Raw genomic sequence first — 15,179 nt, 5'->3', positions numbered from 1 at the left:
TCCATGCCGAACTCAGAAGTGAAACACAACAGCGCCGATGGTAGTGTGGGGTCTCCCCATGTGAGAGTAGGACATCGCCAGGCTTTGAATATTGTCTAACCAGACACGCTGCGGAGCGGTAGTTCAGTTGGTTAGAATACCGGCCTGTCACGCCGGGGGTCGCGGGTTCGAGTCCCGTCCGCTCCGCCACTTATTAAGAGCCTCAGCAGTTATGTTGAGGTTTTCTTCAATGAGAAGCATAAATTATTTAGGGGTGTAGCTCCAACTGGCAGAGCAGCGGATTCCAAATCCGCGTGTTGGGAGTTCGAATCTCTCCACCCCTGCCATCTATCAAGCCTCCGCAGAAATGCTGAGGCTTTTTGCTATCTGTTCGCTACCTCTATGATAGTAATCCGAAAAATTAACTAATTCCGTTTACCTCATCCCTTCGGCACATTTTTGTGGCCAGCTCTCTGTACTCAAGCTGTATCCAAGAAAGCGATCCCGAGCGTGAAATAGCCTTAATTAGATCATATTGTTACTTCAATTGGCATTAAGAGCGGTTTAGCTTATCCATTTACTCAGTAAGTGACGGATGTAACTTTTTAAAAGCACTAGATTATCAGCATAACTTTCCTTGATTATTTGTAAGCGCATCATAAACCCCACATTCTAATCATCCTCAGTCCGCCATAAGATCAAATCTCCAACCACAAGGAGATTTGAAATGGCAAAATGGCGCACCAACAAAGAATGGCAAACCCTGTTTGAAAAATACCAATCCAGTCATCTATCCCAGCGCGTCTTCTGTGAGCGTAACGAGCTAAGTCTGTCTACCTTTTATGCCAAACGCCAGCAGTTACAAACAACAGAGTCAGCCAATATCAGTGGCTTTGTTAAAGCAGAAGTTATCGAAAAAACGACTCGCTACCAGATGGCTCAAGCACCCGTAGCCAATATGACCTTATCGATAAATAACGTTGAACTCAGCGTACCGCAAGGCACTCCCGTCCGTTACTTAGCCGAACTAATCAGGGCACTGTCATGAAGAGAATGCTCAGTGCACTCAATATTTACCTGTATCGAGAGTGTGTCGACTTTCGAAAGTCCATCAACGGACTGGCGGCGATTATCGAGTCCGAAACCGATTTGCCGCTCGGCACGGGTGCGCTATTCCTGTTTACCAATAAACAACGTGACAAAGTCAAAGTGTTGTACTGGGATAAAACGGGCTTCGCCCTGTGGTACAAACGGTTGGAAAAAGCCAAATTCAAATGGCCCACTCAAGAGAAAAAACAGGTGTACACCCTGACTCAATTTGACTTAGATAGACTGTTATCTGGCTTCACAATAATCGGCCATAAACCGATAAAAATAGACAATTTTACAATGAGTTAACTTCGATAAAAGTCAGTTATACCAAGCTTTGGCGTGGTGTTTTTAGTATAATCAACGCCATGAAAAAGACGCCCGATATTAACCCAGAAAGCCAAGACATCGCCGAGCTTCAAGCTATGGTGAAAGCGTTGGTGTCGGAGAAAAATGCGCTGCAAAAGAAGGAAGCGCAATGGCAACAAGAGCGCCAATCCTTAATCGAACAGTTCAAACTCGCCCTTGACCGCCAGTTCGCCAAACGCTCGGAAGCGTTAAAGCCTTATAATGAAGCGCAAGGTGACCTCTTCAATGAAGCGGAATGTGAAGCGGCGAAAGTGGAAGATGAGGTTATCACCAGCACAACGACGACAATCAAACGTCGTGGTAAACGTCAACCGCTGCCTAAAGACTTACCGCGTGAAATTATCGAGCTTGACCTAGATGAGCACGACAAACAGTGCTCATGCTGCCAACACACTCTGCATAAAATCGGCGAAGACCGCAGTGAAAAGCTCGAGTTCACGCCCGCCGTCCTAAAAGTATTGGAAGTTGTTCGCCCGAAATACGCGTGTCGTCAGTGCGAACAAAAAGCAGAGACGAGCCGTATTCACCAGCAGCCTGCACCGATAAGTATCATCCCCAAAAGCTTCGCCACTGAAAGCCTGCTTGCCAATATTATCTTAGGCAAATATCAGTATGCGCTTCCGCTGTATCGTCAGGAAAGCTTGTTTTCCCAGTCAGGTATCGAGTTATCGAGAACCACCATGGCAAGATGGGTTATCCTAGTGAGTGAAAAGTTCAAACCGCTTTATGAAGCATTAAAAGTACACTTACTTGAACAAGTGGTGGTTCAAGCCGATGAAACGCCGCTCAATGTGCTCAAGGAAGACAAACAATGTTATATGTGGTTGTACTGCTCGGGAGCCGACTCTCCTGAAGCTAAACTCCCTGACATGAAAAATATCGTCTTGTTCGACTATCAAAACAGCCGCGCGAGAGCATGCCCCGTGAACTTCTTGGGTGATTACTCAGGCTATCTACAAAGTGATGGTTACGCGGCTTATGATGGATTAACCAACGTGGCCAATATCGGTTGCTTTGCTCACGCACGTCGTAAGTTCATGGAGGCGAAGAAGCTTCAGGGCAAAGGCAAAACAGGGAAAGCGGATGTGGCGTTAGCCAAAATCCAAAAGCTGTACGCACTGGAGTCGCGATTAAAACTCGCTTCGGTCGAAGAGCGTTGGTCTGAGAGACAATCCAGAGCCAAACCCATGTTAGATGACCTCTATGACTGGTTAACCACGCAGAAAATTATCGAATCGAGTCCGCTTGGAAAAGCGATTAAGTACACCTTGGGTCAGTGGCCTAAGCTAATACGCTATGCTGAAGATGGGCATTTATCTATCGACAACAACCGAGCAGAGCGCGCCATCAAATCGCTGGTCATTGGCCGAAAAAATTGGTTGTTCGCCAATAATCCTAATGGTGCGGATGCTAGTGCGCTGTTGTATAGCATCATCGAGACGGCAAAAGCTAACGGACTGATACTCTATGATTACCTAGTCAAATGTATGAAAGAACTGGCAAAGCCAGAGCCTTATATCAACTCACTTCTTCCTTGGAACTTCTCACACTAAAACGCCCCGTGGGATCATGGGGCGGATACGATTATTTTAGTAATTAGGTTCGATTTATTATGCTTAGCGGTTAAAATAACGACGGTTACTTTTAGGAATTCGTTATGGGACAGCTGTCTATTTTAGGTTTTATTGCATTAGGTGGCGCATTTGGCGCATGTGCACGTTATCTAGTTACCGAGCTATGTGTGTTCTTGTTAGGACGCGGGTTTCCTTATGGAACGCTCACCGTTAACGTTGTCGGCTCATTTATTATGGGGTTATTGATCGCTGCTTTTGAGAGTGAATTACTTGCAACTGAGCCATGGCGCCAGATTATTGGTTTGGGTTTCTTGGGTGCATTAACCACATTTTCTACATTCTCTATGGATAATGTATTGCTGATGCAGCAAGGAGCCTTTCTGAAAATGGGTGTTAATGTCTTATTAAACGTGGTGCTAAGTATCTCAGCGGCTTGGATAGGTTTCCAGTTGTTGATGAGAAGTTAACGAAATCACAATTTCATCTTGGTTAATGGATAGTCTTTCCCTATAATCGTGACTCAACTTGTCGGAGTGCCATAAGGCTGAGACCGTATTTTCGGGATCCGTTGAACCTGATCAGGCTAATACCTGCGAAGGGAACAAGAGAATATAACCTGCTAGTGATCTATCTAGCGTTATATCCTTAAGATCAAAACTCTATTTTGATCAACTCTTGTGCATTAATCCGTCAAGCATTTATCCCTAGTACAAAAAGGAAGATGCTATGTCGAGTCGCAAACAAGCGAGACTGAAAGCCAAACAATTCATTGACACATTGTCTGTCGAACCCTACCCAAATTCCTCTAAAATCTATATTACTGGTTCACGTTCGGATATCCGCGTGCCAATGCGTGAGATTAAACTAGCTGACAGCTTGGTCGGGGGCACAAAGTCCTCACCGATTTATCAACCGAATGAATCTATATGCGTTTATGACACTTCAGGTGTCTATACCGACCCATCTCATACTATCGACTTATATCAAGGTTTGCCTAAATTAAGGGAAAAATGGATCGCTGAGCGGGATGATACCGAGTGGCTTGATGAGGTCAGTTCTGCTTACACTAAAGAACGTTTATCTGATGATACATTGGACGAACTACGTTATGGGAACTTGCCAGCCATACGCCGAGCAAAGAAAGGGAAGTGCGTTACTCAACTTCATTATGCGCGGCAAGGTGTTATCACACCCGAAATGGAATACATTGCCATTCGCGAAAATACGCGACGGGGAGAGTGTATGGATGCACAGCTGAGCCAGCAACATGCAGGGATTCATTTGGGGGCTAATCTACCAAAGCGAATAACTCCTGAGTTTGTGCGTCGTGAAGTTGCCGAAGGACGAGCCATTATCCCGTCGAATATTAACCATCCGGAATCAGAGCCGATGATCATTGGTCGTAATTTTCTCGTCAAAGTGAATGCGAATATCGGTAACTCATCCGTCTCTTCATCAATTGAAGAAGAGGTTGAAAAATTGGTATGGGCAACCCGCTGGGGTGGGGATACCGTGATGGATCTCTCTACTGGGCGCAATATTCACGAAACTCGAGAATGGATTTTGCGTAATAGTCCCGTACCGATTGGCACTGTGCCCATGTATCAAGCATTGGAAAAAGTAAATGGTATTGCGGAGGATTTATCATGGGAAGTAATGCGCGATACCTTACTCGAGCAAGCGGAACAAGGTGTTGATTACTTTACAATTCATGCTGGTTTATTGCTTCGTTATGTGCCAATGACCGCGAAACGTGTTACTGGCATCGTTTCGCGTGGCGGCTCTATTATCGCTAAATGGTGTTTAGCCCATCATACTGAGAGTTTTCTTTACACTCATTTCCGTGAAATTTGTGAAATTTGCGCCAAGTATGACGTTGCCCTTTCCTTAGGGGATGGACTACGGCCAGGATCCATTGCCGATGCTAACGATGAAGCACAATTTGCAGAGCTGCGCACTTTAGGTGAGTTGACCAAAATAGCGTGGGAATATGATGTACAGGTCATTATTGAAGGCCCTGGCCATATCCCCATGCATTTGATTAAAGAGAATATGGATGAACAATTAAAGCATTGCCATGAAGCGCCATTCTATACTTTGGGCCCATTAACTACCGATATTGCTCCGGGATATGATCACATCACTTCCGGTATTGGTGCTGCGATGATTGGCTGGTATGGCTGCGCGATGCTTTGCTATGTAACACCGAAAGAGCACCTTGGTTTACCAAACAAAGAAGATGTTAAAACGGGTTTAATTACTTATAAATTGGCAGCACATGCTGCAGACCTTGCGAAAGGGCACCCGGGAGCACAAGTGCGCGATAATGCGTTATCGAAAGCACGTTTTGAGTTTCGTTGGGAAGACCAATTCAATCTTGCATTAGACCCAGTTACGGCGCGTGCTTTTCACGATGAAACTCTTCCGCAAGAGTCTGGTAAAGTTGCGCATTTTTGCTCTATGTGCGGGCCGAAATTCTGCTCGATGAAAATCTCTCAAGAGGTTCGAGAGTATGCGCTAGATACCAAGCAAGTTGCTGCTGATGCGCTCATTTCCGTTACGCTGCTAGATGACCCGTTACAAGGCATGAGACAGAAATCGCAAGAGTTTAAAGCATCAGGATCAGAGCTTTATCATCCTGCTGTTAGTCAACGGTCAGTCGTTAGCGAGGAGTAATTAGATGATTCAATTACTTATACCCCGCGATGACATTGCGTTGACTGCTCAAGTACAACAGGTTTTGCTATTGGCCAAGCATCATGGTTTTGATATCGATGATATTTTTTTGGGTGCCAGCCCAACTTTATATTGTCAATTAGTAACGCCGTCATACTCATCTTTGATTGGCAGCGATTGCTTAGCCTCGTGCGAAGATGCGCTAAGTGATTTAACTGATAAGCCCAATTTATTCTTGCAGTACCAAGTCAATTTTTGTGCTCAAATGCCATTCGATCACTCCCAGAAACGAGAAACTGGTTTGGTCAAGGTAGGGCTGACAGCTGCTGACTCACACGACTATGTCGATGAGTGGTATCACGGAGAAGAGCTGCGTAGTATAAGATACTCTACGAATGCTCATGCTGCTGATGCAAGGAGTGAGCACTTTGCTTGGGTTCTATCATTGTTGTGTCTCGACTTTCCACTAGAGGATGCTTTAGTGGTTGCTCGCGCGGCAATGAGTGTTTCACGTGAAACATGGCCAACGGATAGCCGATATTTTCCTCAGCTACAACATTCAGTAGCTGGCATCTTTGCTTACGATAAACAAAATCATATCTGTTTTCCAAAGATAGACAAAAATATTGGCCTTTACCCTGTTGTGGATAGCGCTGAGTGGGCCGAGCGGTTATTGAAGTTTGATGTAAAGACAATCCAACTGCGAATAAAAGATTCAACACATCCTGATCTCGAATCACAAATTATCGCCGCTATTGAGCTTGGACAAGCCTATCAAGCACAGGTTTTCATTAATGATCATTGGCAGCTTGCGATAAAGCATGGTGCTTTTGGCATTCATCTTGGACAAGAAGATCTCACCAATGCAGATTTAGCACAAATTGCTCAAGCTGGGATCTGTTTAGGCATTTCAACTCACGGCTATTATGAGATTCTGAACATCGCTTCACTAAATCCCAGCTATATCGCTTTGGGTCACATATTCCCAACCACCACCAAAATTATGCCCTCTAAGCCACAGGGGCTTGTTAGGTTGAAACTTTACCAGCAGCTAATTGAGAGTTTAAGTTGTGCCGCCAACTCAGATGAAGTTGTAAGTGCAAAAACACCCACAGTTGCAATTGGCGGAATTAACCTAGATAACGCATTGCAAGTTTGGCAGTGCGATGTATCAGGCTTGGCCGTTGTACGTGCAGTAACAGAAGCAAAATCACCTCAGTTGGTCATTGATAGTTTCAATCGAATCATACAAAACCGATTACCAAGTAGTGCTGAGGAGGTATGTGATTATGCTTTCTGATGCGCAATTTATCCGTTATCAAAGACAACTTGCGCTCCCTGAAATAGGTGAGAATGGACAGCAATCTTTACTTGATAGCCGAGTGCTGGTTATTGGTTGTGGTGGTTTAGGGTCTGCGGCCGTTTTGTATTTGGCGAGTGCTGGTATTGGACAACTGGTAATAGTGGATGATGACCGAGTTGAAAGCAGCAACTTACCTCGGCAGGTGATCTACCGAGAGAGGCAAATTGGTCAAACCAAAGTCGATGCGATGGCAGAACAAATTAAAGCCATCAACGTTAATTGCAGAGTAAGAGCGATATCTAAACGCCTTATTGGTACTCAGCTCGAACTGGAAGTGCTGAATGCTGATGTCGTTCTTGACTGCACGGATAACATCCACAGCCGTCAGCAAATTAACCAGTTGTGCCGTAAACTAATTAAGCCATTGATTTCAGGTTCGGCTATTGGATGGAAGGGGCAAGTCATTGCTTTTGATCAACTGCCGTTGTCACCTTGTTATCACTGTTTAGTGCCTGATAGCGAACTGCCTGCCGCGCAGCGTTGTAATGAATTCGGTATTCTGGGGCCTGTCGTCGGAATCATCGGAACCCTGCAAGCTTTGCAAGCCATCATGATATTGACTCGACAGACGATGCGTAATGCTAACCAACTGACACTGTTTGATGCTCATTTGTTTCAATTCCAAACCTTAAATGTTGTTAAAGATCCTCAGTGTAAGGTGTGTGGGTACCCACAGACTGATCAGATGAAGGGAGAAGCCACATGTCAGATATAACGATCAAGATTAATCAGCAGTTTCATCAAGTTTCAGCGGGAACCAGTATTGCGGATCTCACCAAACTGCTTTCTATCGCTATTACCGGTTGTGTGTTTGCCCTGAATCAGAGCGTGGTGCCACGTAGTGCGTGGTCAACGACCCTATTAAGTGAAGGCGATCAAATATCGCTGTTTCAAGCCATTGCAGGAGGCTAAATGTTAACGATAGCGAATAAACAGTTTGAATCTCGCCTGTTCACTGGTACGGGGAAATTTGCCAACCGAGAGTTAATGACAAAAGCTATTGCCATAGCTGGTTCACAAATGGCGACGATGGCATTAAAGCGAGTCGATCTTAATCAATTAAATGATGATATTTTAGCGCCACTTATCGAGTCAGGCGTCCATCTTTTACCCAACACATCGGGTGCGAAAAATGCGAAGGATGCGATTTTTGCTGCCCATTTAGCGCGTGAAGCGTTATCGACATCGTGGCTGAAGCTAGAAATTCATCCCGATCCTAAGTATCTGATGCCTGATCCTATCGAAACGTTAAAAGCAGCGGAACAATTGGTAAAAGATGGATTTACCGTATTGCCTTATTGTCATGCTGACCCTGTATTCTGTAAGCGTTTAGAGGAGGTGGGGTGTGCGGCCGTAATGCCATTAGGTGCGCCAATTGGATCGAATAAGGGGCTGGTCTCACGAGATTTTTTAGAAATCATCATTAACCAAGCTCGTGTACCCGTGATTATTGATGCCGGTATTGGCGCGCCTTCGCATGCGGCTTTTGCGATGGAATTGGGCGCGGATGCTGTCTTAGTTAACACCGCAATTGCGGCCGCGCGCGATCCGATACAAATGGCGTTGGCATTTAAGTTGGCGGTGGAGTCGGGTCGAATGGCCTATGAGGCTGGGCTTGCAACTCAGGTTCATCATGCTATCGCATCCAGCCCTCTAACTGCATTTTTGGATCAATAGCGATGAGCTTTTTAGAACGTTTCAAACAACTCGATTGGGACGATATTGCGTTATCAATCCGTTCCAAAACAGCGTCAGATGTCGAGCGAGCATTGCATAAAGAGAAGCGCGATTTGGAGGATTTTAAGGCATTAATCTCTCCTGCTGCTGAGCCTTATATCGAGCAGTTAGCGCAACTTTCTTACGCACTGACGAGGCAACGCTTTGGCAATACTCTTTCTTTTTATATCCCGCTTTATCTTTCAAATTTGTGTGCCAATGCGTGCACTTATTGTGGATTTTCGATGGAGAATCGCATTAAGCGGCGTACATTAAGTTTGCATGAAGTTGAACGTGAATTGGCAGTTATCAAGCAGATGCAGTTTGATAATGTGTTGTTGGTAACCGGTGAGCATGAAACCAAAGTAGGCATGAACTATTTCCGGCAGATACTGCCGTTGATAAAGCGTGAAGTCAGCTATGTTGCTATGGAGGTTCAACCGCTTCAGCAAGCGCAGTATGCGGAGCTAAAGAGCTTAGGTTTAGATGCGGTAATGGTATATCAAGAGACTTATCATCCATCGACTTACGCTTTACATCATCTGCGAGGCAACAAAATGGATTTTAACTTTCGCCTTGAAACACCGGACCGACTTGCCCGGGCAGGGATTGATAAGATTGGTCTTGGCGCTTTGATTGGCTTGGAAGATTGGCGGGCCGATTGTTTTTACGTGGCCGCTCACCTGGATTATCTTGAAAAGAGATATTGGAAGACGCGCTATTCGATTTCGTTTCCTCGCTTGCGACCTTGTGAAGGTGGTCTGCAACCTAAATCGGTTATGTCTGACAAGCAACTGGTTCAGCTCATCTGTGCATTTCGCTTGCTAAATTCAGAAGTGGAACTCTCGCTTTCTACCCGCGAATCGGCGCACTTTAGGGATAAGCTCATCCCACTTGGGATCACCAGCATATCGGCGGGATCAAAAACACAGCCTGGAGGTTATGCAATGCAAGAGACCGAACTTGAGCAATTTGTGATTAGCGATGAACGTACAGCCGCACAAGTTGCCGCCGCTGTTAAAGGGCAAGGTTTTGAAGTCGTGTGGCGAGATTGGCATGCTGCCTATTCTGGATGAGATTATGGCTTGCACGTTTCACGTGAAACATATGGATGCATTAAAGTATGATGATTTAGCTAATTAAGGTGAGTTCGAGTTAAGAGAATCATAAGTTAAAGTAAAGGCGACTCGAGGTCGCCTTTCATCTTTCTAGGTTAAGTTACTACAGATAAACTACCTACAGCGCATTTGTTTTATCATGCTGTTGTTTAATCATGCTCAATAGGCAGCGTCGCTTGGCGCAACCACGCTTTGTTATCACCCTCAACGAGTGGACCAACTTGATCCCATACTTTTTGATGGTAGTCATTTAGCCATGTGAGCTCTGGTCGAGTTAACATATTGATGTTGATCGCGCGCTTATCAATCGGGCAACGCGTGAGTGACTCAAACCCCAACACAGAGAAATCACCTTGTGTTTCAACTTCGACCACCAGTTCTAAGTTTTCTATACGAATGCCAAACGCATCGGCACGGTAATAACCGGGTTCGTTCGACAGTACCATACCCGGAAGCAGTGCGACGTTGTTGAAAACTTTGCTGATGCGTTGTGGCCCTTCATGGACACTCAAAAAGTGGCCGACTCCATGACCAGTGCCATGATCATAATCGAAGCCATTAGCCCACAGGTGCTGACGGGCAAGCACATCAAGCTGATGACCACAAGTGCCTTTTGGAAAGCGTGCTCTGGCTAGTGCAATATGACCTTTAAGCACTAAAGTGAACTGTTTTTTCATCTCTTCACTGGGGTTACCAATAGCAATGGTACGCGTAATGTCAGTCGTACCGTCACAATATTGGCCGCCAGAATCGACAAGATAAAGTGAGTCTTGAGCTAATTGTCCTGGTTTTACTTGGTTGATGTGGTTGTAATGGCACATAGCTGCATTACTGCCTGCTGCTGAAATAGTATCAAAACTAAGATCGGCTAGAGTTGGATCTTCCTCTCTAAATGCTTGTAAGCGGTCAGATAAATAGCCTTCGTCGTGCAGTCTTTGGCTAGCCACTTCATTATCCAACCAAGCAAGAAATTTCGTCATCGCCACACCATCACGCACGTGGCACGCTTTCATTCCAGAGACTTCGGTTGTATTTTTTGCTGCTTTTAGCAGTAAGCACGGATCGGCGTCATTAATGATTTCAGCAGCGGAATTTTGTAAAGTCAGCGTAAACCATGCATTACTGGTAGCAGGATCGATCATCACCTTTTTACCTGCGAGTAAGTTAAGCTGCTTTTCTAATTGATCTGGATGGTGAACGCGAACGCCGCCACCGACATGCTTGGCAAATTCCGCAGGAAGACGAGCAGGGTCAAGGAAGAAATCGACGCTGGAGTCAGCATAAATAATGGCATGGGAAAGTAATACTGGTAATCGGGAAACATCAAGGCCACGGATATTTAGCAGCCAGCAGATGGAATCAAGTTCTGTCAGTACCGCCGCATCAATCTTTTTCTTACTCAGCTGATGAGCTATTTGCTCACGCTTATCATGGCTACTGATACCGACGAGTTCATTACCCATCAAGCGCACTGCTGAAATTGCAGCGCTAGGACGGTCCTTCCATAACTCATCGATTGGATTACTGCCGACGGCAATAAGCTGTAACTCATCAGACAATTTTGCCTGTGCTGCTTTAAGCCAGCTTGCTCGATGCATGCGCGGATCAAATCCCACTTTACTACCTAAGACCAATGCGCTTTGGAGCCAATCGAGAACGGGCTCTTCAATCAAGTGACGGTACTCAAAGGTTGCCTCTGGCACTTGTTTACGAACTTGCACGGTATAGCGGCCATCCACAAAAATAGCCGCGCTATCGTGGGTGACCACAGCCGCGCCTGCCGAGCCAGTAAAACCAGTTAACCAATGCAGGCGTTCGTTGTGTTGCGGTACATATTCCCCGAGATATTCATCTTCGTGTGGAATGATGATGGCATCAAGCCCTTGTTGTGTGAGCCAGCCACGTAAGGCTGATACGCGTTGTGCGATTGAATCATGCATCTGTGTTATATCCTTTCTCATAACCGTCCGTTGTAGGTGTAGGGAACTGTGCAAATCCATAGCAAACCCTGACTTTATTATTGTGTCTATGGGGTTGTGGCGATGGGGACGAGCTTCAATAAGCTACTCTTTTTATCGAACTGGCGCAAACCGCAGCTTCATCTGAGATGCAGTGTTTTGGTTTGGATCATCTGCCTTAACCAGCTCAATGCGGGGTCACTTTCTCTGTCTCTGTGCCAAAATAACGTATAAGCCATAGGTGGAAATTCCATCGGTAATGGCAAAACGACGAGATCCATCTGCTTGGCTACTAGGTGGGTGAAGTGGCTCGGCGCGGTAAAGATAAAATCAGTATAAGTACAAAGGCTGGCGGCACTATTAAAATCCGGTACTGTAATTGCGATGTCCCTTTCTCGGCCGATATCCGCCAAGCGATAGTCGAGTAGCCAGCGATCATTACCATCACAGCGTACTTGTACGTGACGTAGCGACAAATAGCGCTCTAACGTCCAATTATCTCGCAATGCTGGGTGGTCTTTACGTACCACGCACATTTGGCTATCTCGATAGATCTCTTGCTCACAGATATCACTGGGTGGCAGCATCGTTAATTTGGCATCGTTGATATCAATGTCCTTGCCGGTAATGCCTAAATCCAACTCACCAAGCTGCAATTTCTTAAAGGTTTGATCGTTCCATGAGTGAGTGTTGATGTTGAGATTTGGACCTTGGCTGAAAATAGCGGGCAAAAAATGAGGGAGAATTAATGGGTAGACGCTTTCTACTGCCGCAATATGAAAACGGTATTCACTGCTTTGTGGTGAAAATTGTTGTGGTTGAGTGAGTAGCTCGAGCTGATTGATGAGAGTGTCGAGTTTGGGTTTGAGATAGAGCGCCTGCGGCGTGGCCTTTAAGCCATGTGAATTACGAATAAACAACGGGTCATTAAACTGCTGACGAAGCTTGGCAAGCGATTTACTGACGGCAGATTGACTCAAACAGAGGCGATGGGCGGCGCGCGTTACGTTCAGTTCTTCTAGCAGTACGGACAGACAAACAAGCAAATTAAGATCGATTCTGGCTAATTTTTCTATATTCATCTGTATTTCCATTTGGGAATAATTGTGATGAGTATAAGCCATTTCTATTCATATCATCATTGCTCTATTATAGCCGAGTTGTAAAAGTGTGTTCTTTCTCATTACTGGAGTGTTTCGTGAAGCAAATAACCTCTGACGCGCATAGTAAGCGTCAATTGGCATTACTGATTTTGTTGGTTCTGTTTAGCCCGTTAGCGATTGATATTTATCTACCAGCTTTACCGCAAATTTCTCAAACGTTTCACGTGGAACACGCTTATGCACAAGATACGATTACTTGGTTTCTGTTTGCTATGGGAGTCGGTCAACTCTTTGCTGGCCCGCTAGCGGACAAACTCGGTCGTCGAACTGTTGCATTAGGAGGGATCAGTATTTATGCATTGAGTGCTTGCTTGGCGTGGGCCGCTCAAAGTATTGAATGGATGCTGATGGCTCGGCTACTACAAGGCTTCGGTGCGTGCGCGACATCGGTAGCGGCTTTTGCAACAGTTCGCGATATTTTTGGCCCACAACGTAGCGGCAAAATGATCAGCTACTTAAATGGTGCAATCTGTTTTATTCCTGCATTAGCGCCAATCCTTGGTAGTTGGTTAACTCAGCAATTTGGCTGGCGCAGTAACTTCAGCTTTATGGCTGGTTTTGCCGTGGTCGCGGGTTTAATGATGGTGATTGGTATGAAAGAAACCAACCCGCAAGCCACCGAACAGCAAGCGTTCTTTAAGTTATCGCGTTACTGGTCCGTATTGAAAACACCATCTTTTCTCTTCCATGCTTCATTATGTATGTTAGCGATGGCGGTTATTTTAGCCTATGTCACTTCTGCCCCAGTGGTATTAATGGAAGGTTATGGATTGACCATGAATGAATTTACTTTCTGGTTTGGACTCAATGCCATCATTAATATCGTTGCTTGCCTGAGTGCGCCGAAATTTATGGATAGGTTTGGTACCCATATGGCGCTGGTGGTTGGAATTGGCACGTTATTGGTTGCGGGGACTACCATGGTCGCGCTGGCACAACAGAAAACGGCGATTGCCTTTATGCTGCCCATTTTTATGTCATCAATCGGTTTTGCTTGGATTCTGGGAGCGGCCGCAGGAAAAGCACTGGCGCCATTTGGTGACCGTGCGGGAACCGCCGCAGCACTGCTTGGTTTGTTTCAGATGAGTGGTGCTGGCCTGTTAGTTGGCACCATGCAGCGTGTTGGGTTAGAGCCTCAGATATTAATTGCACTGCAAATGTGGCTGATTGCGCCAGCGTTGTTTATCCTGTTTTCTAAAGCAGGGCGTTATTGGCATCAATTAGTGGTGAATTAATAAATTGTCACCTGCTGTTTTATATTCTTTTTAACGGGTGTATATTTAGTCACTTAATTATTTCAATTGCACTTTGGAAACGAAACAACAATGTCAATGACAACCTATGAAATGGCTCGAATTTGGGAACAACTCGACGAGTCTCCAGAAAAGGTCATGTTCGGAAAATTGCTGAATGAATTAGGCAACCAAAGTAGTGAGCGTATTCGCAGTGCCGCCAAACAAGTACCATTACCAGTTCTGCGTGATTTAGTCTTTCAGTTTCAACAAGTGATTGAAGCGCGTAAAGGCGAGCAAGTCGAAATCATGGCGAAGGAATTGGCAAAGCAGGGTATTTCGGCTGAAGAGCTTTTAACTTATCTGAACAAATAATTTATTATCAGTACCGATGCCATAGCCCGGAATTTAGTTTCGGGCTTTTTATTGCGTGGTGTTTGCAGCTTCGGTGATTAAGGATTCACATTTCGGTTAATCGGGTTCTGCAAGGAAATAAGCGTCTCTGTGGATTGCACTTCATCAATTGCCTGTAATTTGTCGATCAGCACAAATTGTAATTCCTCAATCGAGCGGCACATTAACTTCACAAAAATATTATAGGCTCCTGTGGTGTAATAGGCTTCCACCACTTCATCCAGCGCATTGAGTTTGGCGAGCGCTGAATGGTAGTCTCGCGCGGCATTGAGATTGATACCGATAAAACAACACACGTCATAACCCAATTTTTTGGTATTGACGATCACTTCCGTACCCTGAATGATATCGGCCGATTTCATCTTTTCAATGCGAACATGGATAGTGGCAGGACTAACGTTGAACTGCTTGGCCATTTCTGCGTAGGGCGTGCGTGCATCGTCCATTAAAATTTTTAAAATGGCGCGGTCGAGTTCGTCCAGTTTAGCGGTAGTGGCTTGCATCACAGCATCCTTATCATTGAAATGG

15 protein-coding genes, 2 tRNA genes and 1 riboswitch are annotated in these 15,179 nt (G+C 45.3%); of the genes, 14 read left to right on the top strand and 3 right to left on the bottom strand.

Features of this window, described 5'->3' with window-relative positions:
- Positions 1-112: 112 nt before the first annotated feature.
- The 12 genes from B9J84_RS12885 to thiH all read left to right on the top strand — a co-directional run bounded on the left by B9J84_RS12885 (position 113) and on the right by thiH (position 9,842).
- Positions 113-189, top strand: a tRNA-Asp gene (locus B9J84_RS12885).
- A gap of 60 nt (positions 190-249) precedes the next feature.
- Positions 250-326: transfer RNA gene (locus tag B9J84_RS12880), tRNA-Trp, on the top strand.
- 380 nt (positions 327-706) lie between these two features.
- A complete protein-coding gene (gene tnpA / locus B9J84_RS12875; protein ID WP_094124299.1) occupies positions 707-1,027 on the top strand; it encodes an IS66 family insertion sequence element accessory protein TnpA in 321 nt (106 codons plus the stop codon).
- Complete coding sequence (tnpB, locus tag B9J84_RS12870; protein WP_094124298.1) at positions 1,024-1,377, top strand: IS66 family insertion sequence element accessory protein TnpB; 354 nt, start codon at positions 1,024-1,026, stop codon at positions 1,375-1,377. The genes tnpA and tnpB overlap by 4 nt, the downstream gene beginning before the upstream one ends.
- A gap of 59 nt (positions 1,378-1,436) precedes the next feature.
- Positions 1,437-2,990 (top strand): IS66 family transposase, encoded by a 1,554-nt coding sequence (tnpC, locus tag B9J84_RS12865; protein WP_094124297.1) that lies wholly within the window; start codon positions 1,437-1,439, stop codon positions 2,988-2,990.
- Positions 2,991-3,094: 104 nt separating this feature from the next.
- Complete coding sequence (gene crcB, locus B9J84_RS12860; RefSeq protein ID WP_013855606.1) at positions 3,095-3,478, top strand: fluoride efflux transporter CrcB; 384 nt, start codon at positions 3,095-3,097, stop codon at positions 3,476-3,478.
- Between the two features lie 52 nt (positions 3,479-3,530).
- A riboswitch (TPP riboswitch) is annotated at positions 3,531-3,629 on the top strand.
- A 108-nt stretch (positions 3,630-3,737) separates the two neighbouring features.
- Positions 3,738-5,687, top strand: a complete 1,950-nt coding sequence (thiC, locus tag B9J84_RS12855; RefSeq protein ID WP_094124296.1) for a phosphomethylpyrimidine synthase ThiC — start codon at positions 3,738-3,740, stop codon at positions 5,685-5,687.
- A gap of 4 nt (positions 5,688-5,691) precedes the next feature.
- Positions 5,692-6,987, top strand: a complete 1,296-nt coding sequence (gene thiE, locus B9J84_RS12850) for a thiamine phosphate synthase (RefSeq protein ID WP_094124295.1) — start codon at positions 5,692-5,694, stop codon at positions 6,985-6,987.
- Complete coding sequence (locus tag B9J84_RS12845) at positions 6,977-7,765, top strand: HesA/MoeB/ThiF family protein (RefSeq protein WP_019282122.1); 789 nt, start codon at positions 6,977-6,979, stop codon at positions 7,763-7,765. Before thiE ends, B9J84_RS12845 begins: the two co-directional genes overlap by 11 nt.
- Entirely contained in the window at positions 7,753-7,962 is a 210-nt protein-coding gene (gene thiS / locus B9J84_RS12840) for a sulfur carrier protein ThiS (RefSeq protein WP_017048427.1), read from the top strand. The genes B9J84_RS12845 and thiS overlap by 13 nt, the downstream gene beginning before the upstream one ends.
- Positions 7,963-8,727, top strand: coding sequence for a thiazole synthase (locus tag B9J84_RS12835; protein ID WP_094124294.1), 765 nt, complete (start codon positions 7,963-7,965; stop codon positions 8,725-8,727).
- 2 nt (positions 8,728-8,729) lie between these two features.
- On the top strand, positions 8,730-9,842 hold the full coding sequence (gene thiH / locus B9J84_RS12830; RefSeq protein ID WP_088721462.1) for a 2-iminoacetate synthase ThiH: 1,113 nt from the start codon (positions 8,730-8,732) through the stop codon (positions 9,840-9,842).
- 191 nt (positions 9,843-10,033) lie between these two features.
- On the opposite strand, the gene B9J84_RS12825 is transcribed toward thiH, so the two are convergent.
- Entirely contained in the window at positions 10,034-11,824 is a 1,791-nt protein-coding gene (locus B9J84_RS12825; protein ID WP_179217566.1) for a M24 family metallopeptidase, read from the bottom strand.
- Positions 11,825-11,982: 158 nt separating this feature from the next.
- Complete coding sequence (locus B9J84_RS12820; RefSeq protein ID WP_026027502.1) at positions 11,983-12,924, bottom strand: LysR family transcriptional regulator; 942 nt, start codon at positions 12,922-12,924, stop codon at positions 11,983-11,985.
- A 116-nt stretch (positions 12,925-13,040) separates the two neighbouring features.
- Here B9J84_RS12820 and B9J84_RS12815 point away from each other — a divergent pair, with 116 nt between their 5' ends.
- Together B9J84_RS12815 and B9J84_RS12810 are read left to right on the top strand one after the other, a co-directional pair.
- Entirely contained in the window at positions 13,041-14,240 is a 1,200-nt protein-coding gene (locus B9J84_RS12815) for a multidrug effflux MFS transporter (RefSeq protein WP_010319414.1), read from the top strand.
- Between the two features lie 90 nt (positions 14,241-14,330).
- Positions 14,331-14,612, top strand: coding sequence for a hypothetical protein (locus B9J84_RS12810; protein ID WP_017044523.1), 282 nt, complete (start codon positions 14,331-14,333; stop codon positions 14,610-14,612).
- Positions 14,613-14,689: 77 nt separating this feature from the next.
- Here B9J84_RS12810 and asnC read toward each other — a convergent pair whose 3' ends face one another.
- Entirely contained in the window at positions 14,690-15,154 is a 465-nt protein-coding gene (asnC, locus tag B9J84_RS12805; RefSeq protein WP_010319577.1) for a transcriptional regulator AsnC, read from the bottom strand.
- Between the last annotated feature and the right edge of the window lie 25 nt (positions 15,155-15,179).

The sequence above is a fragment of the Vibrio sp. V03_P4A6T147 genome, from assembly GCF_002241085.1.
Classification (GTDB): domain Bacteria; phylum Pseudomonadota; class Gammaproteobacteria; order Enterobacterales; family Vibrionaceae; genus Vibrio; species Vibrio anguillarum.
The sequence above is the reverse complement of the archived record's forward strand: the minus strand, read 5'-3'. Positions and strand labels throughout refer to the sequence as shown.

Bases quoted from the DNA above. Each gene is read 5' to 3' on its own strand.
- thiE (WP_094124295.1), top strand. From the start codon at position 5,692: ATGATTCAATTACTTATACCCCGCGATGACATTGCGTTGACTGCTCAA.
- tnpC (WP_094124297.1), top strand. From the start codon at position 1,437: ATGAAAAAGACGCCCGATATTAACCCAGAAAGCCAAGACATCGCCGAG.
- thiC (WP_094124296.1), top strand. From the start codon at position 3,738: ATGTCGAGTCGCAAACAAGCGAGACTGAAAGCCAAACAATTCATTGAC.
- asnC (WP_010319577.1), bottom strand. From the start codon at position 15,154: ATGCAAGCCACTACCGCTAAACTGGACGAACTCGACCGCGCCATTTTA.
- thiH (WP_088721462.1), top strand. From the start codon at position 8,730: ATGAGCTTTTTAGAACGTTTCAAACAACTCGATTGGGACGATATTGCG.
- B9J84_RS12825 (WP_179217566.1), bottom strand. From the start codon at position 11,824: ATGCATGATTCAATCGCACAACGCGTATCAGCCTTACGTGGCTGGCTC.
- B9J84_RS12810 (WP_017044523.1), top strand. From the start codon at position 14,331: ATGTCAATGACAACCTATGAAATGGCTCGAATTTGGGAACAACTCGAC.
- tnpA (WP_094124299.1), top strand. From the start codon at position 707: ATGGCAAAATGGCGCACCAACAAAGAATGGCAAACCCTGTTTGAAAAA.
- thiS (WP_017048427.1), top strand. From the start codon at position 7,753: ATGTCAGATATAACGATCAAGATTAATCAGCAGTTTCATCAAGTTTCA.
- B9J84_RS12835 (WP_094124294.1), top strand. From the start codon at position 7,963: ATGTTAACGATAGCGAATAAACAGTTTGAATCTCGCCTGTTCACTGGT.
- tnpB (WP_094124298.1), top strand. From the start codon at position 1,024: ATGAAGAGAATGCTCAGTGCACTCAATATTTACCTGTATCGAGAGTGT.
- B9J84_RS12820 (WP_026027502.1), bottom strand. From the start codon at position 12,924: ATGAATATAGAAAAATTAGCCAGAATCGATCTTAATTTGCTTGTTTGT.
- B9J84_RS12845 (WP_019282122.1), top strand. From the start codon at position 6,977: ATGCTTTCTGATGCGCAATTTATCCGTTATCAAAGACAACTTGCGCTC.
- crcB (WP_013855606.1), top strand. From the start codon at position 3,095: ATGGGACAGCTGTCTATTTTAGGTTTTATTGCATTAGGTGGCGCATTT.